This window comes from Ensifer sp. M14, assembly GCF_003355565.1.
In the GTDB taxonomy this organism is placed as follows: domain Bacteria; phylum Pseudomonadota; class Alphaproteobacteria; order Rhizobiales; family Rhizobiaceae; genus Ensifer.
In genome coordinates this window covers 957,195-980,383 of record NZ_QJNR01000004.1, presented here as the reverse complement: position 1 = coordinate 980,383, position 23,189 = coordinate 957,195, and the positions used below count along the sequence as shown (strand labels likewise).

The following is a 23,189-nucleotide window of genomic DNA, read 5'->3' as shown; positions in this document are numbered from 1 at the left end:
CCCGCCAGCGGGGAGAGGGTTAGCGTGAGGGGCAAATTCAGACGGTTAGGGTTGATCATTCCGCAGCCTCCGCAACCGGAGCCGGTTTGAAATCATCCGGAAAATGCGTCATCGCGCTGACGACGGGATAGGGCGTGAACCCGCCGAGCGCGCAGAGCGATCCGAACTTCATCGTGTTGCAGAGATCGGAGAGCAGTTCGCGGTTCTTCTCCGGCTCGATGCCGGCCGCGATCTTGTCGGCCACCTCGACGCCGCGGGTCGAGCCGATGCGACAGGGCGTGCACTTGCCGCAGCTCTCGATGGCACAGAACTCCATGGCAAAACGCGCCTGCTTCAGCATGTCGGCGGTATCGTCGAAGACGACGATGCCGGCATGGCCGATCAGCCCGTCCCTGGCGGCAAAGGCCTCGTAGTCGAATGGTGTGTCGAACAGCGCCCGCGGGAAATAGGCCCCGAGCGGACCGCCGACCTGCACGGCCTTGACCGGCCGGCCGGTTGCCGTTCCGCCGCCGATATGATCGATGATCTCGCCGAGCGCCAGGCCGAACGCAGTTTCGAACAGGCCGGCATGCTTGACGTTGCCGGCGATCTGAATCGGGATCGTGCCACGCGACCGGCCCATGCCGAAGTCGCGGTAGAAGGCAGCCCCCTTGTCCATGATGATCGGGACCGAGGCGAGCGAGATCACGTTGTTGATCACGGTCGGACAGTCGAACAGGCCCTTGTGGGCGGGAAGCGGCGGCTTCGCCCGCACGATGCCGCGCTTGCCCTCAAGGCTGTTCAAGAGCGCCGTTTCCTCGCCGCAGACATAGGCGCCGGCGCCGGTGCGCACCTCCATGTCGAAGGCACGGCCCGAGCCGAGCACCGATGGTCCGAGCACACCTGCTCGTCGCGCGATCTCGATCGCTTGCGCCATAGTGGCAATCGCGTGCGGATATTCGGAGCGCGTGTAGATGAAGCCCTTGGTCGCACCGGTCGCGATGCCGGCGATTGCCATGCCCTCGATCAGCACGAAGGGATCGCCCTCCATGATCATCCGGTCGGCAAAGGTACCGCTGTCGCCCTCGTCGGCGTTGCAGACGATGTATTTTCGATCGCCCGCCGCTTCCAAAACCGTCTTCCACTTGATGCCGGTCGGAAAGCCGGCGCCGCCACGGCCGCGAAGACCGCTTTCCGTCACCTGGGTAACGATCGACATCGGCTCCATGGCGATGGCATTAGCAAGTCCTCGAAGACCGCCATGCGAGCGGTAGTCGTCGAGCGACAGCGGGTCGATGACGCCACAGCGCTCAAAGGTCAGCCGCGTCTGTTGCTTCAGGAACGGAATATCCTCCGTCTTCCCGAGACAGAGCGCATGATCGCCGCCGGAAACCAGCCCGGCATCGATGAGAGAGACGACATCGCGAGCCTTCACCGGTCCATAGGCGACGCGGCCTTCCGGTGTTTCCACTTCGACCAGCGGCTCCAGCCAGTGCAGGCCACGGGAACCGTTGCGCACGATGGCAACGTCGAGGCCGCGCGCGACGACCGCTTCCTCCATCGCTTTCGCCACCTTGTCGGCGCCGAGCGCCAGAGCGGCTGCATCCCGGGGAATGTAGATCTTCGTCGTCATCGGCGCGCCTCCGCAACAAGAGCGTCGAGATCGCCGGCGTCGACCCGGGCATGCACCTCTCCGTCGAACATCGCGGAGGGTGCGCAGGAACAGAGCCCGAGACAGTAGACCGGCTCGAGCGTCACCGCGCCGTCGGGTGTCGTCTCATGGAAGTCGATGCCGAGCAGGTGCTTGGCGCGCTCAGCCAGCTGATCGCCACCCATCGACTGGCACGCCTCGGCGCGACAAAGCTTCAGCACATGGCGCCCGGCCGGGTGTTCGCGAAAGTCATGGTAGAAGGAAAAGACGCCATAGACCTCGGCACGCGACAGGTTGAGCTCTCTCGCGATCACAGGCAGACAGTCCTGCGGCACATAACCGAATTCGTGCTGGATCTCATGAAAGATCGGCAGCAGTGGCCCTTCGAGCCCCTTCAATTCCTCGATGATCGCAAGCGTGCGCCCGGACACATCTCCACGCGGCTGGTGAATATTCACTCGGGGAGCCCTCCCGGCTCGCGGCTGCAGCGCCCCTCATGCGGATCGCGCCCAACTCCAATTGGCATCGCCTGGGAAGGCCGTTTCCTCCACGCGCCTGCCCATGAAGGAAAAGCTTCGCGCTTCTCATCGGACGGGTCAATAAGGCTGTTCCGTTGGTTGATAGAAAAAATCTATTAAACCTGATTTCGCTCACCGAGAATGCGCGCTTCATGCAATAGCGCCGACACAAGCGGCGTGAACGGTTCACGATGCGTCGCAACCAGACCAACGGTGTGATGGGCGTCCGGTTCGACGATCGGGATCATCCTGATATCTTCGTGAAAACCGAATGATTTCGCGACGTTGAACGGCATGATGCTTGCCCAGCGACCGGTGCGCACATGGGAGAAGAGCACGATCATCGAATTCGATTCGAGCGTCGGCTGAGCGACGACGCCAGCCTCGGAGAAATGCTGGTTGATGATCCGTCGGTTCTGCATATCGGCGGTCAATAGACAAAGCCGAATGTCGCTAACCTCCTTCCACGTCACGGTTTCGCGATCGGAAAGCGGCGTTCCCGCAGCCGTTACGAGGTGATAGCGCTCGATCTGCAGCGGCACGCTGGTCACGCGCCCGAGCGGTTCGTTCTCCAGATAGGTGAGGCCAGCGTCGATCTCGAGGTTTTCGAGCAGCGCCAGGATCTGTAGCGACGTGGTCGACAGCACCGAGAAGGTCACGTCAGGATGCTTTTCCTGAAACGGCGCGGTGATCATCGGCACCATGGCAAGTGTCGTCGGAATGGCCGCCAGCCTGATGTGCCCGGAGAGACCTTTGCGCGCCGTGCGCATTTCCTCGCGCATGGTGCGGGCATCGCCGACGATGCGACGGGCCCATTCGAGCACCCGTTGGCCTTCCGGTGTCAGCCCCTGAAAGCGCGAGCCGCGGCTGACGAGCATGACGCCGAGCTGGCCTTCGAGCTGGCGGATGGCCGCCGACAGCGTCGGCTGCGTCACGCCGCATTCGAGCGCTGCCCGGCCGAAGTGTTTTTCGCGGGCAAGCACCAGGAACATTTCCAGCTTGTCGATCATTCCGAACCTTCGGAGTTCTTGGCTTTGCCCCTCACCCTAGCGCTCTCCCCGCCGCGGCGAGAGGGGACGCGCCCCAATCCCTACCGAAGAGCAATCCCGGCCAAAGAATGTCAGCGTGACCGCAAGATCTTGAACTCCGCAGACCTGGAGAAGTCATCGGAGCGTGCGGCACGTCCCTTCGCCCCGCATGCGGTGAGAAGGTGCCGGCAGGCGGATGAGGGGCCGATGCTGAAATGCAAACACGGTGTTGCCCCACACTCACGTGATCAACTGGCCGCCATTGACCTCCAGCACCTGCCCGGTGATGTAGCCGGAAAGCGCATGGGAGGCGAGGAAGAGGTAGGCCGGCGCGCAGTCCTCAGCCGTTCCGAGCCTGCCGATCGGGATCGTCTTGCGCGTTGCTTCCAGTTTTTCCGGTGACGAGTAGCGTTCGTGGAACTCGGTGGTGATGGTACCGGGTGAAACGCAATTGACCCGGATGCCCTCCGGTGCCAGTTCCCGCGCCAGCGCCTTGGAATAGGTGGAGACGAATGCCTTGGTCGCCGAATAGATCGACGAGCCGGCGCTGCCGCCGGTCAGGGCCGAAATCGACACGGTGTTGACGATTGCCGGATGCGTGCCCTTGCGTAAGTGCGGCAGCAGCGCCCGCGTCATCTCGACCACCGAGGTCTGGTTGAGCTGAACGACGGTGCGATACTGCTCGTCCGTCAACTCCGCCGCCAGAAAACGGCCAACCATCGTGCCGGCGTTGTTGACGAGGATATCGATGCTGTCGAAACGGCTACGGATCTCTTCCGCCAGCGCCTCGACGCCGCCCTCCGCCAGGAAGTCGGCCGCAGCCACATGCGCCCGGCCCTCGGTCGCGGCCGTCTCCAGAAAATCCGGCGGTTCGCCGATCACTCGCCCGGCATGAACGAACACATGCGCGCCGCAATCGAGAAACTGGCGCGCCACTTCAAGGCCGATGCCGCGTCCGCCACCGGTCACCACCACAGTCATGCCTTTGAACAAGGCCGGATGAAACATGTCTTTTCCCTCTTCCCGTCATTGCCAAAGTCGCCTATCGCCGGGGTGATTGCAACGCGCGCAATTCACATGCCGCCGACGAAAGCAGAATCGCGACAAACGCCGATTTCTGAAATTGCACAGCTTTCGTTTTTGCATATTATGAAAAAAAACGAAAACGGGGAGGTTTCGGAATGTATTTGACGGGGCGGCAGGCGGAGATCCTGGAACTGGCGAAGAACGAAGGACGCGTGCTCGTCGAGGAGCTGGCGCAGCGCTTTTCGGTGACGCCGCAGACCATCCGCAAGGACCTGAACGACCTCTGCGACGCCAAGATCCTCAACCGGATTCACGGCGGCGCGATCTTCCCGAGCGGCAAGGAAAACGTCAAATACGATGCCCGTCGGCAGATCGCCGCACCGGAGAAGCAGGCGATCGGCAGGGCCGCCGCAGCCCTCATCCCCGACAACGCCTCGCTGTTCATCAATATCGGCACAACGACGGAAGCGGTCGGCGAAGCGCTTCTCGACCACAAGGAATTGATGGTCATCACCAACAATATCAATGTCGCCAACCACTTGCGCGTCTTCCCCTCGATCGAAGTGGTCATCACCGGTGGCGTCGTTCGCGGCTCCGACGGCGGCATCGTCGGCGAAGCGGCGGTCGACTTCATCAAGCAGTTCAAGGTGGACTTCGCCGTCATCGGCGCCTCGGCCATCGACCATGACGGCGCACTGCTCGATTTCGATTTTCGCGAAGTGAAAGTCGCCCAGGCAATCATCGCCAATGCCCGCCATGTCATCCTCGTTTCCGATTCGACCAAATTCGAAAGAACGGCGCCGGTTCGCATCGGCCACATCTCCCAGGTCCAGACCTTCATCACCGATCGCTGTCTTATTGATAACGTGCGGAAAATCTGCGCCGAACAGGACGTTCGCCTGATCGAAACAGAGGCTTGAAAAGCGCTTTTTTAGACGATCCTGAGATTCGCCCAACATTCGTTTGACATTCGATATGTTTTCGCTTTAACTGATTTCGCTTTCGCGATTGCACCAATTTGTGCATTGCGAAATGTGGGAGGGGAAAAGCAGTGGCAGAGCAGGCAATCTTCGACGTCTTCGTTATCGGCGGCGGCATCAACGGATGCGGCATCGCGCGTGATGCGGTCGGTCGGGGATACTCGGTTGCGCTCGCCGAGATGAACGACTTTGCCTCCGGCACGTCGTCGGGGTCGACCAAGCTCATCCACGGCGGCCTGCGCTACCTCGAACATTATGAGTTTCGCCTGGTGCGCGAAGCGCTGATGGAGCGTGAAGTGCTCTGGGCGATGGCACCGCACGTCATCTGGCCGATGCGCTTCGTTCTGCCCTACCATAAAGGCGGCCCGCGCCCGGCCTGGCTCATCCGCCTCGGCCTGTTTCTTTACGACCATATCGGCGGCCGCAAGCTGCTGCCGGCGACGGCGACGCTCGACATGACCCGCGACCCGGCCGGCAAACCGTTGAAGCGGCTGTTCACCAAGGCATTCGAATACTCCGACGGCTGGGTCAACGACGCCCGTCTGGTTGTACTCAACGCCCGCGATGCGGCGAACCGCGGCGCGAGGATCATGGCGCGCACCCGTGTGATCTCGGCCAAGCGCGACAACGGCACATGGACGATCGAAACCGAAGATACCCAAACCGGCGAGCGCCGGCAGACGCGGGCGCGCATGCTGGTCAATGCCGCAGGCCCGTGGGTCGATGCGGTGCTTTCAGGCGCGCTGGGCAAGAACGACGTCCACAACGTGCGCCTCGTCCAGGGCAGCCACATTGTCGTGCGCAAGAAGTTCAGCGACCCGCGCGCCTACTTCTTCCAGAATCCGGACGGCCGGATTATGTTCGCCATCCCCTACGAGGACGATTTCACGCTGATCGGCACCACCGATCGCGACTATACCGACAACCCGGCCGACGTTCGTATCAGTGATGCCGAGGTCGACTATCTCTGCAAGGCGGCAAGCGAGTATTTCCTCGAGCCGGTGGAGAAGGACGACATCGTCTGGACCTATTCCGCCGTCCGCCCGCTGTTCGACGACGGTGCCAGCAAGGCGCAGGAAGCAACGCGAGATTACGTTCTTCGCGTCGAGGGCGACAGGACGACAGCACCGCTGTTGAACGTCTTCGGCGGCAAGCTGACGACCTATCGTCGCCTGAGCGAATCCGCGCTCGAAAAGATCGGCGAGGCCATCGGCGTCAAGGGTGCCAAGTGGACGGCCGGCTCGAGCCTGCCGGGCGGGGATTTCCCGGCAACAGCCTATGCCGACGAGGTCGCCAAGCTTCACAAGAAATATCCCTTCCTTGCCGCAGGCCATGTGCGCCGGCTAATCCGCCTCTACGGCACGCGCGCCGCGGCGCTGCTCGGATCGGTAGCGAACGAGGCTGGCCTTGGCCGCCGTTTCGGCGCCGACCTCTACGAGGCGGAAGTGAAGTGGCTGATCAATGAGGAGTGGGCCCGGCACGCCGAGGACGTGCTGTGGCGGCGCACCAAACTGGGATTGAAGCTGACGCCCGGCGAGGCGGCAGCATTGGAGGAATACATGCGGGGCGCGGCGAACGCCGCGGCCTGAGGACCTCGCATACTGGAATGCCGATGGCTGGGTGGAACACCGGAGAATTCAATGCTTGAAATGAAGAAGATATCCAAGGTCGTGGGTGGGGAGACACATATCTACCCGACCGATCTTGTGCTGCAGAGGGGGACGCTCAATGTGCTGCTCGGCCCGACCCTTTCCGGCAAGACGTCGCTGATGCGGCTGATGGCCGGCCTTGACAAGCCTGCCTCCGGTTCGCTGATCTTCGACGGCACCGACGTCACCGGCCTGCGGGTCCAGAAGCGCTCCGTGGCGATGGTCTACCAGCAATTCATCAACTACCCGTCGATGACCGTCTACGAAAACATCGCCTCGCCAATGCGCATCAAGGGTTCGGACACAGCCACGATCGATCGCGAAGTGCGCAAGGCCGCCGAGCTTCTGAAGCTCGGGCCCTATCTCGACCGCATGCCGCTCAGCCTCTCCGGCGGCCAGCAGCAGCGCACGGCGCTGGCGCGCGCCATCGTCAAGAATGCCGACCTCGTGCTTCTCGACGAACCGCTTGCCAACCTCGACTACAAGCTGCGCGAAGAACTGCGTGAGGAACTGCCGAAGATCTTTGCGGCCTCCGGCGCGATTTTCGTCTACGCCACCACGGAACCATCGGAAGCGCTGCTTCTCGGCGGCTACACGGCGGCGCTCAGCCAGGGCCGCATCACCCAGTTCGGCAAGACCATCGACGTCTACCGTCGCCCGGTCGACCTGGTGACGGCACGCACGTTCGCAGATCCGCCGCTGAACACAATCGAGCTCATCAAGTCGGGCCTGATCTTCACGTTTGACGGCAAGCATGTTCTGTCTGTTCCCGCCCACCTTTCGGCGCTGCCGGACGGCCCCTGCACGGTCGCCTTCCAGCCGCACCACCTGTCGTTCGACCGTCCCTTCGACGGCGCGACACCGCTGACGGTCAAGACGGCAATCTCTGAAATCGCAGGCTCCGAAAGCTTCATCCACGTCGGCTTTTCCGGTGCGCGCTGGGTCATGCTGGCGCCGGGCATCCACGACATCGAACCGGACGCAACCCTCGAGGTCTTCGTCGATATCCGCCACCTGATGGCCTTCGGGCCGGATGGGCGCGCGATCGGCAAAACGGCCTGAGGAGGCGCTGGGAGGAAAGACAATGGCACGCATCGATCTCGAACATATCCGCCACGCCTATGGCGCCAAGCCGAAGTCGGAAAACGACTACGCGCTCAAGGAAGTGCACCACGAATGGAACGATGGCGGCGCCTATGCGCTGCTCGGGCCGTCCGGCTGCGGCAAGACCACCCTGCTCAACATCATCTCGGGGCTGATCAATCCGTCCGAGGGACGCATCCTCTTTGACGGCAAGGACGTGACGCATCTGTCCACCCAGGACCGCAACATCGCCCAGGTGTTTCAGTTCCCGGTCATCTACGACACGATGACCGTCTACGATAATCTCGCCTTCCCCTTGCGCAACCGGCGTGTGCCCGAGACCGAGGTCGACCGCCGCGTCAAGGAGATCATCGAGATGATCGGCCTTGGCGGTTGGGCAGGCAAAAAGGCGCAAGGGCTGACCGCCGACCAGAAACAGAAGATCTCGCTTGGCCGCGGCCTGGTGCGCTCCGACGTCAGCGCCATCCTGTTCGACGAGCCGCTGACCGTCATCGATCCGGAAATGAAATGGGTGCTGCGCTCGCAGATCAAGCGGCTGCACAAGCAGTTCGGCTTCACCATGGTCTATGTTACCCACGACCAGACCGAGGCGCTCACCTTCGCCGACAAGGTCGTCGTCATGTATGACGGCCAGATCGTGCAGATCGGCACGCCCGCCGAGCTCTTCGAGCGGCCGCGCCATACCTTCGTCGGCTACTTCATCGGTTCGCCGGGCATGAACGTCCTGCCGGCGAGGATCGACGGCAGCACCGCGACCATCGGCGGCGAGACCATCCCCCTCAATTTCCGGCCCGAGTTCAAGTCCGGCGCCAAGACCGAACTCGGCATTCGCCCGGAATTCGTGTCGATCGGCCGCGAGGGCATGCCGGTCGCGATTACCAAGATCGAGGATATCGGCCGCCACAAGATCGTGCGCGCCCGCTTCGCCGATCAGCCGATCTCGATCATCCTCGACGAGGACGGCGACATCCCGGCCGATCCGCGCATCGCCTTCGACCAGAAGGCCATCAACATCTACGCCGATTCCTGGCGCGTCGGCGGGGAGGCCTGACCATGGAAAAGACTTGGAACAACAAAGCCTGGTTCATGGTCCTGCCCGTGCTGGTGCTCGTCGCCTTCTCGGCGGTGATCCCGCTGATGACGGTGGTCAACTATTCGGTTCAGGACACCTTCGGCAACAACGAGTTCTTCTGGGCGGGCACCGACTGGTATGTCGAAGTCCTGACCTCCGACCGCTTCTGGGATGCGCTCACCCGCAACCTGATCTTCTCGGCGATCATCCTTGCGATCGAAATCCCGCTCGGCATCATCATCGCGCTCAACATGCCCAAGAAGGGCCTCGGCGTGCCGGTCTGCCTCGTCCTGATGGCGCTACCGCTCCTGATCCCGTGGAACGTCGTCGGCACCATCTGGCAGGTCTTCGGCCGCGTCGACATCGGCCTGCTCGGCCATACGCTGGAAGCGCTCGGGATCAACTACAATTACGTACAGAACCCCATGGACGCCTGGGTGACGCTGATCGTCATGGACGTCTGGCACTGGACGAGCCTCGTCGTGCTTCTGTGCTATGCCGGCCTCGTCTCGATCCCCGACGCCTACTATCAGGCAGCCAAGATCGATGGCGCGTCGCGCTGGTCCGTGTTCCGCTACATCCAATTGCCCAAGATGAAGCGGGTGTTGCTGATCGCCTTCCTGCTGCGCTTCATGGATAGTTTCATGATCTATACAGAGCCCTTCGTCGTCACCGGCGGCGGCCCCGGCAACTCGACCACCTTCCTGTCGATCGACCTCGTCAAGATGGCCATCGGCCAGTTCGACCTCGGTCCGGCGGCAGCCCTATCGATCATCTACTTCCTCATCGTCCTGCTGCTCTCGTGGATCTTCTACACCGTGATGACCACAAGCGACGCGCAGAGCTGAGCCGGAAGGGAGGAAAAACCATGACCGCTACAACACAACCCCTGTCGCAACGCCTCTCTTGGCTGATCCCGACGGTCTACATCCTGTTTCTGCTGCTGCCGATCTACTGGCTCGTCAACATGAGCTTCAAGGAGACGAGCGAGATCCTCAGCACGTTTTCGCTGTGGCCGCAGAACCCGACCCTGCGGAACTATACGGTAATCTTCACCGATCCGTCCTGGTACAAGGGCTACATCAACTCGATCATCTATGTCGTCATGAACACGGTGATCTCGGTGGCAGCAGCCCTGCCGGCGGCCTACGCCTTCTCGCGTTATCGCTTCCTTGGCGACAAGCACCTGTTCTTCTGGCTCTTGACCAACCGCATGGCGCCTCCGGCCGTTTTCGCCCTGCCGTTCTTCCAGCTCTATTCGGCCTTCGGCCTGATCGATACGCACATTGCCGTGGCGCTTGCCCACTGCCTGTTCAACGTACCGCTGGCGGTCTGGATCCTGGAAGGCTTCATGTCGGGCGTGCCGAAGGAGATCGACGAAACCGCCTATATCGACGGCTATTCGTTCCCGCGCTTCTTCCTGAAGATCTTCACGCCGTTGATCGCCTCCGGCATCGGCGTCGCGGCCTTCTTCTGCTTCATGTTCTCCTGGGTCGAGCTTCTGCTCGCCCGCACGCTGACGACCACGGCGGCAAAGCCGATTGCCGCCATCATGACCCGCACCGTGTCCGCCTCCGGCCTTGACTGGGGCGTGCTGGCGGCGGCCGGCGTGCTCACCATCATCCCCGGCGCGCTCGTGATCTATTTCGTGCGCAACTACATCGCCAAGGGCTTTGCCCTGGGCCGCGTCTAAAGGAGCTTCGTCATGAATTTCTCATGGATGGCATGGACGCTGCCGACGGCGCTGTTCTTCATCACCATCGCGCTGCTGCTCGTTGGCATGGGCATCTGGGAATATGTCTCGCCGGGCGGCAACCCGCGCGTCGGTATCCTGCGGTTCGAAACGACGCGCGGCGACCGGCTCTTCGTTTCGCTGCTCGGCAGCGCCTTCATTCACCTCGCATGGCTCGGCTTCGGCGGCGGACAGGACCTCTGGTGGGCGCTGGCGCTCTCCGTCGTCTATGCCGTCGGCGTCTTCCGCTACGTGTGAGGCGATCGAAATGGCAGGTCCGGGAGGGCCTTCCGACACTGCAATGAACGCAATCGCAAAACCCAAAGGGAGGAAATTATGCGACGGCACCTTTTCACGACGACAGCAGCGGTGCTGCTGGCACTGACCGGCACGGCATTCGCCGGCATGGACGAGGCAAAACAGTTCCTCGACAAGGAAGTCGGCGATCTCTCCACGCTCGACCGCGCCGGCCAGGAAGCGGAAATGCAATGGTTCGTCGATGCCGCCAAGCCGTTTGCCGGCATGGACATCAAGGTCGTTTCCGAAACGCTGACCACGCATGAATACGAATCCAAGGTGCTGGCGCCCGCCTTCACCGCGATCACCGGCATCAAGATCACCCACGACCTGATCGGTGAAGGCGACGTCGTCGAAAAGCTGCAGACGCAGATGCAGTCCGGCGAGAACATCTATGACGCCTATGTCAACGACAGCGACCTGATCGGCACCCATTGGCGCTACCAGCAGGTGCGCAACCTCACCGACTGGATGGCCAACGAAGGCAAGGACGTCACCAACCCCGGCCTCGACATCGCCGACTTCATCGGCACGTCGTTCACCACCGCGCCGGACAAGAAGCTCTACCAGCTTCCCGACCAGCAGTTCGCGAACCTCTACTGGTTCCGCTACGACTGGTTCAACGACGAGAAGAACAAGGCGGACTTCAAGGCGAAGTACGGCTACGACCTCGGCGTTCCCGTCAACTGGTCTGCCTATGAGGACATCGCCGAATTCTTCACCGGCCGTGAGATCGACGGCAAGAAGGTCTATGGCCACATGGACTACGGCAAGAAGGACCCGTCACTCGGCTGGCGCTTCACCGACGCCTGGCTGTCGATGGCCGGCAACGGCGACAAGGGCATCCCGAACGGCCTGCCGGTCGACGAATGGGGCATCAAGGTCAACGAGAAGTCCCAGCCGGTCGGCTCGTGCGTCGCCCGTGGCGGCGACACCAACGGCCCGGCAGCGGTCTACTCGATCGCCAAGTATCTCGATTGGCTGAAGGCCTATGCGCCGCCGGAAGCCCAGGGCATGACCTTCTCCGAATCGGGCCCGGTCCCGGCCCAGGGTGCCATCGCCCAGCAGATCTTCTGGTACACGGCGTTTACCGCCGATGCCGTCAAGAAGGGCCTGCCTGTTGTCAACGAGGATGGAACGCCGAAGTGGCGCATGGCCCCCTCGCCGCATGGCGTCTACTGGAAGGACGGCATGAAGCTCGGCTATCAGGACGTGGGCTCCTGGACGCTGATGAAGTCGACCCCGGAAGACCGCGCCAAGGCCGCATGGCTCTACGCGCAGTTCGTGACCTCGAAGACCGTGGACGTGAAGAAGAGCCATGTCGGCCTGACGCTCACCCGCGAATCCTCGATCCAGCACGAGAGCTTCACCAAGCGTGCGCCGGAACTCGGCGGCCTGATCGAGTTTTATCGTTCGCCGGCCCGTGTGCAGTGGTCGCCGACCGGCACCAACGTTCCTGACTATCCGAAGCTGGCTCAGCTCTGGTGGCAGGCGATCGGTGACGCCTCTTCCGGCGCCAAGACACCGCAGGAAGCGATGGACTCGCTGTGCGCCGAGCAGGAAAAGGTGCTTCAGCGCCTCGAACGCGCCGGTATCCAGGGCGAGATCGGTCCGAAGCTCGCCGAGGAACACGACCTCGAATACTGGAACAAGGATGCCGTTTCCAAGGGCAACCTCGCTCCACAGCTGAAGATCGAGAACGAAAAAGAAAAGCCGATGACCGTCAATTACGACGAACTGGTAAAGAGCTGGCAGAAGTAATCACTCCCAGGACGGCGGCCGCCCGTGCAAACGGGCGGCCGAAGATCAGGAGATGCGGCACCGGGGTCGGCAACGGCCCCGGTTTTTCATGATTGCAGACCGTCGTCAGCGCGAGCGCGGCGGAAATCCATGGCGGCCAGTCCAGGCCACCAGCAGAGCCGGAAGCAGGATAGCCAGCAGCACAGCTGGAAAAATAGTCGCGCCGGCACTGTCGAGCAGCAGGCCGCCCGCCAATCCGCCGCCTGCCATTGCCGCGTTCCAGCCCGTGACGATCATCGACTGCGCCGCATCCGCTTCCACGCCGGCTGCCTTTGCCGAAGCGGTCTGAAACAGCGTCGCTGCGCCGCCGAAGGCGAGCCCCCAGGCGATAACTCCGATGTAGATCGCGACCGAATGATCGGCCCGGAAGGCAAGCAGTAATGATGCTGCCGCAAACAGGATCATGCTCGCCAGCACCAGCAGGCGCAGATGCCTGTCGACCAACATCCCGATGGCGGGAATGACCACGAGCGAGGCGATACCAAAGACAAGCAGCACCGTGTCTGCCCGAGCATCAAGGCCTGACGGCTTCAGGAACGGCACGATATACGTGTTGAGGATGTTGTGGGCGAGAACGACGGCAAACATCACGAACAGCACCGGCCGGATCCCCGGCAGCCGGAACACCGATGAAAGCGCCAGGCGTCGCTCAGCGCGTTGCCCCGGAAAGTCGGGAAGCGCCCACAGGACCCAGCCGACGAGCAGGACTGCCATGATGCTCAGGAGACCAAAGGTCAGCCGCCAGCCGACCATGGCGCCGAGCAAGGTCCCCGCGGGGATGCCGATCGAAAGCGCCACCGGTGCGCCGAGCATGGCGATGGTGATTGCCCGCCCCTGCTGCTGCGGCGCCACCATGCGGCCGGCATAGCCGGCAGCGAGCGCCCAGAGCAGGCCGGCAAAAACGCCGGCAAGGAAGCGCGCGTCCATGATCAGGGCATAGTCGTTCGAGAGCGCGGTCACCGTATTGACGACGGCAAACCCGGAGATCGCCGTGATCAGCAACGGCCGCCGGCGCCAGGTCCGCGTCAGCGCCACGAGCGGGATGGCGGCGACGAGTGAACCGATCGCATAAATCGTCACCATCTGCCCGACGAGCGACTGCGACACCTCGAGGTCGGCGCTGATTTGCGAGAGCAGCCCGGCCGGCAGTGCCTCGGTGAGGATGGTGATGAACCCGGCGCTCGCAAGCGCCAGCAGCGCCGAAAGCGGCAACCGGGCGCCTGCGGCGGGCATGGATAATGTTTCCTGCGGAGGTGAAAGCGCGCAGTCGTTGGATTGCATGGAGCTATCTCTCGGTATCGCCCGACGGGAACGTCGGTCTCAAGCGGCAATGGCGGAAAGGAAGCGCGCACAAGGCGTTCGCCGCCAGCCGAGGCGGGCGGCGATCTTGCCTATGCCGACGCTGCGAGTGTTGCCCGCTTGGGCAGCACGAGATCTTCGACGCGATAGGTGTGAAACTCGCAGGTCGAGACCGAATGCAGCGCCCTGAATTTTTCGAGGAACACCGCGTCGCTGAAGAATTCCTCGACATTCCCTTCGCCGGCTATCGCTTCGATGTTCACCACCGTCTTGCCGTCGGTGCTCTTTGCAAGATTGCTCCAGAGAAAGCCCTCCTTGCGCTCGGCCACATAGTTGACCACGTCCTGGATCAGGCGGAAGGCCTCTTCCTGCTTGCCCTCGTGGGCGTGGATGACATTGACGATAAAGACGGTGGGTTCAGGGTTTGCGCGGAAGCCCGCCACAAGTGCCTGCTGCATGTTTTCTCCTTCTTCCGCCGACGGTGATTTTGCGCGCAACGAAGCCGCTGCGTCGGGCAGGCGGACTATGGCGAGCTTCCAATCGAAGAAAAATGCGCTACAGCTCCGAAGATATCGGACAAAAATATCTACAATTCCGAAGGACGGGCGAGGACGACAAATGGACAGCCTTGGCGCACTCAATGCATTCGTGCAGGCGGCGGATGCCCGCAGCTTTACTGAGGCCGCAGCCCAGCTCGGCGTTTCGCCCTCTGCCGTTGGCAAGGCGATTGCCCGCCTTGAGGAGCGATTGCGCGTTCGCCTCTTCCATCGCAGCACCCGCAGCGTCACGCTGACCCCGGAAGGCACGCTGTTTCTCGAACGCTGCCGGCGGATTTTCTGCGAGATCGAAGCGGCGGAGGCCGAGCTGGTGCAAAGCCAGGAAGCCCCGCGCGGCAAACTGCGCGTCAGCCTGCCGACGGCCGGCATGCTGCTGATGCCGACGCTGACAGCTTTCATGCGCGCCTATCCGGAGGTCGAGATCGATCTCGATTTCTCCGACCGCATGGTCGACGTCATCGAGGAAGGCTTCGATGCGGTGGTACGCAGCGGCGAGATCGGCGATTCCCGGCTGATGACGCGTCAGCTCGGCACGTTCCACCCCTAACTGGTCGCTTCACCCGGCTATTTCGAGAAACATGGCGTGCCGGAGACGCCTACAGATCTTGAACGCCACCACTGCCTGCATCACCGATTTCCCTCGACAGGCAAACTCGAGCCCTGGCCGCTGGTGCAGGATGGCGTTGCACTCACTGTCGGCCTGCCGGTAACAGCCGTCTCCAACGCGCTGGAGCCGCTGATCCATATGGCCGAGGAGGGGCTCGGCATCGCTTGTCTTCCGGACTTCACGGTCAGGCGGCAGATGCGCGAGGGGACACTTGTACCGATACTCAAAAACCAGCTGCGCCGCTGCGGCACCTACCGAATCCTCTGGCCCTCGAGCCGGCACCTCTCGCCGAAACTGCGCGTCTTCGTCGATTTCATGGCTGCCAATCTCTTCCCGGAAAATGGCGGCTCGTCGAGCCCGCTTTAACGGGAAACCGGGCCTACGATTTCGCCAGCACCCGGCGTGCGGTCTTGCCCGGCCGGTCCTTGTCAAAAATCGCCCGGATCGCCTGTTTCGTGCCGTCATCCATCAGCACGACCATGTCCAGATAGAGTTGCCCGTCGACGATGACGAAGCGGACGTCGAACGGCTTGCCGCCATAGTGGCCGCTGGCATTCTCGCTCCAGCGGCCGATGCCGGTCGCGGTAGCAGAACGCGTCTTCAGGTCCGCATGGGCAAAGGCAAACCATCCATTGTTGGACGACACTTTCAGGATGGGGCCGTGCTGTTTGATCGCAAGCCAGCAGGTTTCGCAGGCGCCGGCATTCGACACCATCTGTCGCCACTGTCCCGGAAAATCCTCGGTCTCGGCGTTGGCGGCAAACGGCCACAGGACAATGACGACGGCGACCAACGCGCCGACCAAACGACGAAGCATGCCAGAAGGTGGCGAAATTCTCATATGCAGCAACCCCATCGACATCCAGGCGGAGGCTAGACTTCGCCTCGACGCCAGTGCACATTGCCTGCGCCGCATTGCGGCAACGTTGCATCGGCTCATGTCGCTTGCCGCTTGCCCAGCACTCCCTTTAACGGCGCGCATTCCCCCCGAATTCCCGAAAGTGTTTACTCCTGGGTTGCACTTGCGGCATTCTGTCTCGGCACCAAAGATGCCCTTTCCCTGTCGAAAGACCGGGGATCCCTGTTGGAGGACGGGGAAGCAGACTGGTCGACGTTGGGAGGAGTAACCATGAGCGACGCATCCAGCATACATCCGGTGGACGAGAAGCTGCCTGTCGGCAAGCTTGCGACCCTCGGGATCCAGCATGTTCTTGTCATGTATGGCGGCGCGGTCGCGGTTCCACTGATTGTCGGCCGGGCCTTGCAGCTCAGCCCTCAAGATGTCGCTTTCCTGATTTCGGCCGATCTTTTCGTCTGCGGCCTCGTTACCATCATCCAGTCGCTCGGCATCACCCGCAGCGTCGGCATCCGCCTTCCTGTCATGATGGGCGTTACCTTCGCATCCGTCGGCCCGATGGTATCGATGGCGACCATGACGCCGGGGCATGAGGGCGCCCGGTTGATCTTCGGCGCCATCATCGGCGCAGGCCTCGTCGCGTTGCTGCTCGCCCCGATCATGGGACGGTTGCTGCGCTTCTTCCCGCCGATCGTCACCGGCACCATCATTCTGGTGATCGGCGTGACCTTGATGCGCGTGGGGGTCAACTGGATCTTCGGCAATCCCTTCGGACCGACAGCGCCGAAGCTGGTCGATCCGACCCACGCCGAATGGCTGGCCGGACTGAAGACACTCGCCAGCACCGGCGGCCCGGCCGTTCCTGATGGCATCGTGCTCGGTGCAACGGTTCCAAACCCCATCTATGCCGAGCCGAGCCATGTCGGGCTTGCCGCCTTCGTGCTGATCTCCATCCTCGTCGTCGCGCGCTATGGCCGCGGGCTGATCAGCAACATCGCAGTGCTCACCGGCATCGTCATCGGCTGCGTCTTTGCCGCCGGCCTCGGCATGATGCATTTCGACCGGGTGGCGGATGCCGGCTGGTTTGCCGTCGTCACGCCGTTGCGTTTCGGCATGCCGATCTTCGACCCGGTGCTGATTGCCACCATGTCGCTGGTGATGATCGTGGTGATGATCGAATCGACGGGCATGTTCCTGGCGCTGGGTGAAATCACCAACAAGGAAGTGTCGCAGCAGCAACTGACGGCCGGCCTTCGCGTCGACGGCATCGGCACGATGATCGGCGGCCTGTTCAACACCTTCCCCTACACCAGCTTCTCGCAGAACGTCGGTCTTGTCGGCGTCACCGGCGTCAAGAGCCGCTATGTCTGCGTCATGGGCGGCGCGATCATGATCGTGCTCGGACTGATCCCGAAAATGGGTGCCCTGGTCGAAGCGGTGCCGACCTTCGTGCTCGGCGGCGCAGGGCTCGTCATGTTCGGCATGGTGGCCGCCACCGGCGTGCGCATCCTGTCGACCGTCGACTTCAAGTCGTCGCGCAACAACCTGTTCGTCGTTGCCGTCTCGGTCGGCTTCGGCCTGATCCCGCTGATTGCGCCGAACTTCCTGATGTGGATGCCGCATGCGATCCACCCGATCATCGAATCGGGCATCGTGCTCGCCTCGATCTCGGCGGTCGTGCTCAACGCCTTCTTCAACGGCTTGAGCGCCGAACGGTCGGCCTCGATCAGCGCGGCAAGGCTTGCCGACAGCCACTGAGCCGCCTCAACACCATCAAGCCCCGGCCCTCGCAAGAAGGCCGGGGCTTTGCCGTTCCGGCATCCATGCCGCCCCCGACACTTCGATCGCGAGCGAAGCATCGGCAGGCTTCGGCGCGCTAGAAAGTGGGCAACGAAAAAAGCCCCGAAGGATCAGCCACGATGGCCAAGACCAACCTCACGCTCGAGCTTCTGCTGCTCGCTTTGCTCGCAACCCTCTGGGGCGCGTCCTATACCTTCATCAAGATCGGCGTCGAAACCATTCCGCCGGTGACGCTGATCGCCGCACGCACGTTGATCGCCGGCACCATCCTGCTCGCCGTCCTTCGCTTTCGCGGCATCAAGCTGCCGCGCGACGCGACCACTTGGAGGCGTTTCCTGTTCCAGGCCTGCCTCAACAGCGTTTTCCCCTTCACCATGATCGCCTGGGCGGAACAGACGATCGACGCCGGCGTCGCCTCGATCCTCAACGCGGCCACCCCGATCTTCGCCTTCCTGCTGACGGCGCTGATCACCCGCCACGAAGCGGCATCGGCAAGGAAGCTGATCGGTGTCGTCGCGGGCATGGCCGGCATCAGCCTGATCATCGGCGTCCAGGCCTTCGGCGGTCTCGGCGACCAGCTGTTGCCGCAGCTTGCCGTGGTGTTCGCGACCGTCTGCTATGCCGGTGCCGCCATCTTCGGCAAGAATTTTGGGGGTCTCGACCCGATGGTTCCGGCCGCAGGCTCGCTTCTCGCCGGCGCCGTGCTCCTCATCCCGGCGAGCCTGGTGATCGACCAGCCCTGGACGCTTGCTCCTTCCGCTCAGTCGGTCATCGCGCTTGTCTGCCTTTCCGTGTTCTCGACGGCGCTGGCCTTCGCCATCTACTTCCGGCTGATCCAGACGCTCGGCTCGGTCGGCGCCACGGCGCAGGCATACCTGCGTGTACCGGTCGGCGTCGGCATCGGGGTTCTCTTCCTCGGCGAAAGACTGTCTGACACGATCTGGATCGGCCTTGCCTGCGTCGTCATCGGCGTCGCCGCCATGACCATTCCGGCACGCCGGACCGGATCCGCGCTTGCCGACCGCGGCTAGCCTCAAGACAACGAAAAAAGGCGCAGCGATTGACCCGCTGCGCCTTTCGTCAGTCACGGCGTGATGTCGATCAGTCCTTGCGCTTGCGGCAATAGAGCTCGAGCCGGTGGCGAACCAGGTCGTAGCCGAGTTCGGCGGCGATTTCCGCCTGCAGCTGCTCGATCTTGTCGGAGCGAAACTCGATCACGGCCCCGGTATCGATGTCGATCAGGTGGTCATGATGCGGCGCATCGGCCGTCTCGAAACGGGCGGTTGCGCTTTCAAAGGCGTGGCGCTGCACGACGCCCTGTTGCTCCAGCGCCGACAGCGTCCGGTAGACGGTCGACAGAGAAACGGTGGCATCCAGTTCCTTGGCGCGGCGGTGCAATTCGCTCGCATCCGGGTGATCTTCGGCGGTCGCGAGTATCTTCAGGATTGCCGCACGCTGCCGCGTCACGCGCACGCCGCCGTCCCGAAGCACGCCTTCCAGCTCTTCAACGCGATTCTTGTTCTGTTTCATGGCGCTACACTAGCCAAGGCCGGCAAGTTTGAAAATAGCCAGTTGCGAATGCTTCTCATTTGCATTGACTTATGCAAATCATTCCCCTACTCCTGTGCATGACAACATCGGGGAGTATGGAATGATCGATCAGACGAGACGCGCGATCCTGGTTGCAGCAACCGCATTGGCAGCCTTCGCGCTCGTTCCGGGCACCGCTCTGGCGCAGGAAAAGTTCAAGGCCGTTACGACGTTCACGGTGATTGCCGACATGGCCAAGAACGTCGCGGGCGACGCGGCAATCGTCGAATCGATCACCAAGCCCGGTGCCGAGATCCACAACTACCAGCCGACCCCGCGCGACATCCTCAAGGCGCACGATGCCAAGCTGATCCTCTGGAACGGCCTCAACCTCGAACTCTGGTTCGAAAAGTTCTTCCAGAATTTCGATGAGGTGCCGGGCGTCGTGGTTTCCGACGGCGTCGAGCCCATGGGCATTGCCGAAGGCCCCTATAGCGGTAAGCCGAACCCGCATGCCTGGATGTCGCCTTCGGCAGCACTGATCTATGTCGACAACATCCGCGACGCTTTCGTCAAATACGATCCCGGTAATGCCGAGACCTACAAGGCCAATGCCGAAGCCTACAAGCAGAAGATCGAGGCGGCGATCGCCCCGATCCGGGCCGAGATCGGCAAGATCCCGGAAGACAAGCGCTGGCTGGTGTCGAGCGAAGGCGCCTTCAGCTACCTCACCCGCGACTTCGGCATGAAAGAGCTTTACCTCTGGCCGATCAATGCCGACCAGCAAGGCACGCCGCAGCAGGTCCGCAAGGTCATCGACGCGGTCCGCGCCCACAACATCCCCGTCGTCTTCTCCGAAAGCACGATTTCGCCCGACCCGGCCCAGCAGGTGGCGCGGGAAACCGGCGCAAAATACGGCGGCGTGCTCTATGTTGATTCCCTGAGCGAAGCGGACGGTCCGGTGCCGACCTATATCGACCTCCTGCGCGTCACGTCCGAAACCATCGCGAAAGGCCTTTCGCAATGAACCTTCAGGTGAAGACCGGTGCCCGCCCCACTGCCGGCACCGGAGATATTGGCAGCGGCATCCGCGTAACCGGCGCGACGGTGACCTATCGCAACGGCCACCGGGCGCTGCGCGATGCCTCCTTCGAGATCCCGACCGGCACGATCACCGCCCTTGTCGGCGTCAACGGCAGCGGCAAGTCGACCCTCTTCAAGGCGATCATGGGCTTTGCCCGGCTGGCCAAGGGCGAAATCTCAATCCTCGGACTTACCGTCCAGGAGGCGCTGAAGAAGAACCTCGTCGCCTATGTGCCGCAGGCAGAAGAGGTCGACTGGAACTTTCCGGTTCTGGTCGAGGACGTGGTGATGATGGGCCGCTACGGCCACATGAACATGCTGCGCATCCCGAAGAAGGCCGACCATGAGGCCGTCGCAGCGGCCCTTGCCCGCGTCGGCATGAGCGACTTCCGCAAGCGCCAGATCGGCGAACTCTCCGGCGGCCAGAAGAAGCGCGTGTTCCTGGCGCGCGCGCTTGCCCAGGACGGTCGCGTCATCCTGCTCGACGAGCCCTTTACCGGCGTCGACGTCAAGACCGAGGACGCCATCATCCGCCTGCTGATCGGCCTGCGCGACGAGGGCCGCGTCATGCTGGTCTCGACCCACAATCTCGGCAGCGTGCCGGAATTCTGCGACCGCACGGTTCTCCTGAAGAACACCGTTCTGGCCTATGGTCCGACGGAAACGACCTTCACCCGCGAAAACCTCGAACTCGCCTTCGGTGGCGTGCTCAGGCATTTCGTGCTCGGCGGCGACAGCCTGCATGACGACGCCGATCCACGGCAACTCTCCGTCATCACCGACGACGAGCGGCCGCTGGTGATGTACGGCGCCAAGGGCCAGATGGTGTCGCAGCCAGCCAAACCGGAGAGCGACCCGGAGGCAGCAGGCAAATGATCGCCACGCTCTTCGAGCCCTTCACCTATAATTACATGGTCAACGCCATGTGGGTCAGCGCCCTGGTGGGCGCCGTCTGCGCCTTCCTGTCGTCCTATCTGATGCTGAAGGGCTGGTCGCTGATCGGCGACGCACTCTCGCACTCGATCGTCCCAGGTGTGGCCGGCGCCTATATGCTCGGCCTGCCCTTCTCGCTCGGCGCCTTCTTTTCCGGCGGACTTGCGGCCGGCGTGATGCTGTTTCTCAACCAGCGCACTCGGCTGAAGGAAGACACCATCATCGGGCTGATCTTCACCTCGTTCTTCGGCCTCGGCCTGTTCATGGTCTCGCTGTCACCGACCTCGGTCAACATCCAGACGATCGTTCTTGGCAACATCCTCGCCATCACGCCTGCCGACACCCTGCAGCTGGCACTGATCGGCATCATTTCGCTGGTCATCCTGACGGCGAAGTGGAAGGACCTGATGGTCACCTTCTTCGACGAGAGCCACGCGCGCTCGATCGGCATCCCCACGACTTTCCTCAAGGTGCTGTTCTTCACCCTGCTGTCGGCCTGCACGGTCGCCGCACTCCAGACGGTCGGGGCCTTCCTCGTCATCGCCATGGTGGTGACACCGGGTGCCACGGCCTATTTGCTCACCGACCGGTTTCCGCGGTTGATCGTCATCAGCGTCGCGATCGGCGCGCTCACCAGCTTCTTCGGCGCCTATTTCAGCTACTTCCTCGATGGGGCCACAGGCGGCATCATCATCGTGCTGCAGACGCTGATCTTCTTCGCCGCGTTCATCTTCGCTCCTAAGCACGGACTGCTGGCCGCCCGCAGGCGCAGCGCCGAAGCCCTGGAGGTCACGCCATGATTTCGCTCGACCTTCTACTTGCCGTCTTCGAATTCGAGTTCATGCGCAACGCGCTGCTGATCTCGGTGCTGGTGGCGATCCCGACGGCCCTGCTCTCCTGCTTCCTCGTGCTCAAGGGCTGGTCGCTGATGGGCGACGCCATATCGCATGCGGTCTTCCCCGGCGTCGTCATTTCCTACATCGTCGGCCTGCCGCTTGCGGTCGGCGCCTTTGCCGCCGGCATGTCCTGTGCGTTGCTTACCGGCTACCTCAAGGAAAACAGCCGCATCAAGCAGGACACGGTGATGGGCGTGGTGTTCTCCGGCATGTTCGGCTTCGGCCTGGTGCTCTACACCAAGATCCAGAGCGACGTGCATCTCGACCATATCCTCTTCGGCGACATGCTCGGCATCGGCTGGCCCGACATCATCGAGACCGGCCTGATCGCGCTGGTGGCGACCGCTATCCTGGCGGTGAAGTGGCGGGACTTCCTGCTGCACGCCTTCGACCCCGCACAGGCCAAGGCCGTCGGCCTGCGCGTCAACTGGCTGCATTACGGGCTGCTGGCGATCCTGTCGCTGACGATCGTCGGCGCGCTGAAGGCCGTCGGCCTGATCCTCGCCATCGCCATGCTGATCGCCCCCGGGGCCATCGCGTTCCTGATCACCCGCACCATGGGCAGCATGCTGATCGTCGCCGTGCTGGTGGCAACCGTCGCCTCGTTCTCCGGCGTCTATCTCTCGTTCTTCATCGACAGCGCCCCGGCACCGACCATCGTGCTGCTGATGACCGTGATCTTCCTAGCCGCTTTTCTCTGGTCATCCTTCCGGGCGGCCCGCATCGAGGCGCAGCGGACGACGATCGAATGACTTAGGGCCTCCCTTCCGCGGGAAGGGAGGCCCTATACTG

22 protein-coding genes and 1 pseudogene are annotated in these 23,189 nt (G+C 62.6%); 15 read left to right on the top strand and 8 right to left on the bottom strand.

The window, feature by feature from the left end:
• Positions 1–55: 55 nt before the first annotated feature.
• The 4 genes from BLJAPNOD_RS04765 to BLJAPNOD_RS04750 all read right to left on the bottom strand — a co-directional run bounded on the left by BLJAPNOD_RS04765 (position 56) and on the right by BLJAPNOD_RS04750 (position 4,184).
• Complete coding sequence (locus tag BLJAPNOD_RS04765) at positions 56–1,612, bottom strand: NADH-quinone oxidoreductase subunit NuoF (RefSeq protein ID WP_115419074.1); 1,557 nt, start codon at positions 1,610–1,612, stop codon at positions 56–58.
• Positions 1,609–2,088 carry a formate dehydrogenase subunit gamma gene (locus BLJAPNOD_RS04760; RefSeq protein WP_077502204.1) on the bottom strand — a complete coding sequence of 160 codons (480 nt, stop codon included), beginning with the start codon at positions 2,086–2,088 and terminating at the stop codon, positions 1,609–1,611. The genes BLJAPNOD_RS04765 and BLJAPNOD_RS04760 overlap by 4 nt, the downstream gene beginning before the upstream one ends.
• 176 nt (positions 2,089–2,264) lie before the next feature.
• Positions 2,265–3,158 (bottom strand): LysR family transcriptional regulator, encoded by an 894-nt coding sequence (locus BLJAPNOD_RS04755; RefSeq protein WP_115419073.1) that lies wholly within the window; start codon positions 3,156–3,158, stop codon positions 2,265–2,267.
• Between the two features lie 258 nt (positions 3,159–3,416).
• Positions 3,417–4,184 carry an SDR family oxidoreductase gene (locus BLJAPNOD_RS04750; protein ID WP_115419072.1) on the bottom strand — a complete coding sequence of 256 codons (768 nt, stop codon included), beginning with the start codon at positions 4,182–4,184 and terminating at the stop codon, positions 3,417–3,419.
• A 173-nt stretch (positions 4,185–4,357) separates the two neighbouring features.
• On the opposite strand from BLJAPNOD_RS04750, the gene BLJAPNOD_RS04745 reads away from it, so the two are divergent.
• The 8 genes from BLJAPNOD_RS04745 to BLJAPNOD_RS04710 all read left to right on the top strand — a co-directional run bounded on the left by BLJAPNOD_RS04745 (position 4,358) and on the right by BLJAPNOD_RS04710 (position 12,797).
• Complete coding sequence (locus BLJAPNOD_RS04745) at positions 4,358–5,122, top strand: DeoR/GlpR family DNA-binding transcription regulator (protein WP_025425039.1); 765 nt, start codon at positions 4,358–4,360, stop codon at positions 5,120–5,122.
• A 131-nt stretch (positions 5,123–5,253) separates the two neighbouring features.
• Positions 5,254–6,771 (top strand): glycerol-3-phosphate dehydrogenase, encoded by a 1,518-nt coding sequence (gene glpD / locus BLJAPNOD_RS04740; RefSeq protein ID WP_077502209.1) that lies wholly within the window; start codon positions 5,254–5,256, stop codon positions 6,769–6,771.
• 51 nt (positions 6,772–6,822) lie between these two features.
• The gene (locus BLJAPNOD_RS04735) at positions 6,823–7,893 is read left to right on the top strand and encodes an ABC transporter ATP-binding protein (RefSeq protein WP_115419070.1); all 1,071 of its coding nucleotides are present in this window, start codon (positions 6,823–6,825) and stop codon (positions 7,891–7,893) included.
• A gap of 22 nt (positions 7,894–7,915) precedes the next feature.
• A complete protein-coding gene (locus BLJAPNOD_RS04730; RefSeq protein ID WP_115419068.1) occupies positions 7,916–8,986 on the top strand; it encodes an ABC transporter ATP-binding protein in 1,071 nt (356 codons plus the stop codon).
• A gap of 2 nt (positions 8,987–8,988) precedes the next feature.
• Complete coding sequence (locus tag BLJAPNOD_RS04725; protein ID WP_077502214.1) at positions 8,989–9,855, top strand: sugar ABC transporter permease; 867 nt, start codon at positions 8,989–8,991, stop codon at positions 9,853–9,855.
• Between the two features lie 20 nt (positions 9,856–9,875).
• Positions 9,876–10,700 (top strand): carbohydrate ABC transporter permease, encoded by an 825-nt coding sequence (locus tag BLJAPNOD_RS04720; RefSeq protein WP_115419067.1) that lies wholly within the window; start codon positions 9,876–9,878, stop codon positions 10,698–10,700.
• 12 nt (positions 10,701–10,712) lie between these two features.
• On the top strand, positions 10,713–10,997 hold the full coding sequence (locus BLJAPNOD_RS04715; RefSeq protein WP_115419065.1) for a DUF2160 domain-containing protein: 285 nt from the start codon (positions 10,713–10,715) through the stop codon (positions 10,995–10,997).
• 78 nt (positions 10,998–11,075) lie between these two features.
• On the top strand, positions 11,076–12,797 hold the full coding sequence (locus BLJAPNOD_RS04710; protein WP_077502220.1) for an ABC transporter substrate-binding protein: 1,722 nt from the start codon (positions 11,076–11,078) through the stop codon (positions 12,795–12,797).
• A 105-nt stretch (positions 12,798–12,902) separates the two neighbouring features.
• Here BLJAPNOD_RS04710 and BLJAPNOD_RS04705 read toward each other — a convergent pair whose 3' ends face one another.
• Positions 12,903–14,069, bottom strand: coding sequence for an MFS transporter (locus BLJAPNOD_RS04705; RefSeq protein ID WP_115419064.1), 1,167 nt, complete (start codon positions 14,067–14,069; stop codon positions 12,903–12,905).
• Positions 14,070–14,227: 158 nt separating this feature from the next.
• Entirely contained in the window at positions 14,228–14,593 is a 366-nt protein-coding gene (locus BLJAPNOD_RS04700; RefSeq protein WP_115419062.1) for an antibiotic biosynthesis monooxygenase, read from the bottom strand.
• Positions 14,594–14,753: 160 nt separating this feature from the next.
• Between BLJAPNOD_RS04700 and BLJAPNOD_RS04695 the strand changes: the two are divergent.
• Positions 14,754–15,665: pseudogene (locus BLJAPNOD_RS04695) on the top strand (LysR family transcriptional regulator).
• 13 nt (positions 15,666–15,678) lie between these two features.
• Here the strand turns inward: BLJAPNOD_RS04695 and BLJAPNOD_RS04690 are convergent.
• The gene (locus tag BLJAPNOD_RS04690) at positions 15,679–16,116 is read right to left on the bottom strand and encodes a hypothetical protein (protein ID WP_115419061.1); all 438 of its coding nucleotides are present in this window, start codon (positions 16,114–16,116) and stop codon (positions 15,679–15,681) included.
• Positions 16,117–16,428: 312 nt separating this feature from the next.
• On the opposite strand from BLJAPNOD_RS04690, the gene BLJAPNOD_RS04685 reads away from it, so the two are divergent.
• Positions 16,429–17,913, top strand: a complete 1,485-nt coding sequence (locus BLJAPNOD_RS04685) for a nucleobase:cation symporter-2 family protein (RefSeq protein WP_115419060.1) — start codon at positions 16,429–16,431, stop codon at positions 17,911–17,913.
• 161 nt (positions 17,914–18,074) lie between these two features.
• Entirely contained in the window at positions 18,075–18,986 is a 912-nt protein-coding gene (locus BLJAPNOD_RS04680; protein WP_115419059.1) for an EamA family transporter, read from the top strand.
• 70 nt (positions 18,987–19,056) lie between these two features.
• Here BLJAPNOD_RS04680 and BLJAPNOD_RS04675 read toward each other — a convergent pair whose 3' ends face one another.
• Positions 19,057–19,485: a Fur family transcriptional regulator gene (locus BLJAPNOD_RS04675; protein WP_077502234.1), complete on the bottom strand. Its 429-nt coding sequence runs from the start codon at positions 19,483–19,485 to the stop codon at positions 19,057–19,059.
• 121 nt (positions 19,486–19,606) lie between these two features.
• Between BLJAPNOD_RS04675 and BLJAPNOD_RS04670 the strand changes: the two genes are divergently transcribed.
• From BLJAPNOD_RS04670 to BLJAPNOD_RS04655, 4 genes are read left to right on the top strand one after another with little or no spacing between them, the layout of a single operon-like run.
• Complete coding sequence (locus BLJAPNOD_RS04670) at positions 19,607–20,512, top strand: metal ABC transporter substrate-binding protein (RefSeq protein WP_077502236.1); 906 nt, start codon at positions 19,607–19,609, stop codon at positions 20,510–20,512.
• The gene (locus BLJAPNOD_RS04665) at positions 20,509–21,444 is read left to right on the top strand and encodes a manganese/iron ABC transporter ATP-binding protein (RefSeq protein WP_077502238.1); all 936 of its coding nucleotides are present in this window, start codon (positions 20,509–20,511) and stop codon (positions 21,442–21,444) included. The genes BLJAPNOD_RS04670 and BLJAPNOD_RS04665 overlap by 4 nt, the downstream gene beginning before the upstream one ends.
• Positions 21,441–22,301, top strand: coding sequence for a metal ABC transporter permease (locus tag BLJAPNOD_RS04660; protein WP_115419058.1), 861 nt, complete (start codon positions 21,441–21,443; stop codon positions 22,299–22,301). Before BLJAPNOD_RS04665 ends, BLJAPNOD_RS04660 begins: the two co-directional genes overlap by 4 nt.
• The gene (locus tag BLJAPNOD_RS04655) at positions 22,298–23,149 is read left to right on the top strand and encodes a metal ABC transporter permease (protein WP_115419056.1); all 852 of its coding nucleotides are present in this window, start codon (positions 22,298–22,300) and stop codon (positions 23,147–23,149) included. Before BLJAPNOD_RS04660 ends, BLJAPNOD_RS04655 begins: the two co-directional genes overlap by 4 nt.
• Positions 23,150–23,189 lie beyond the last annotated feature (40 nt).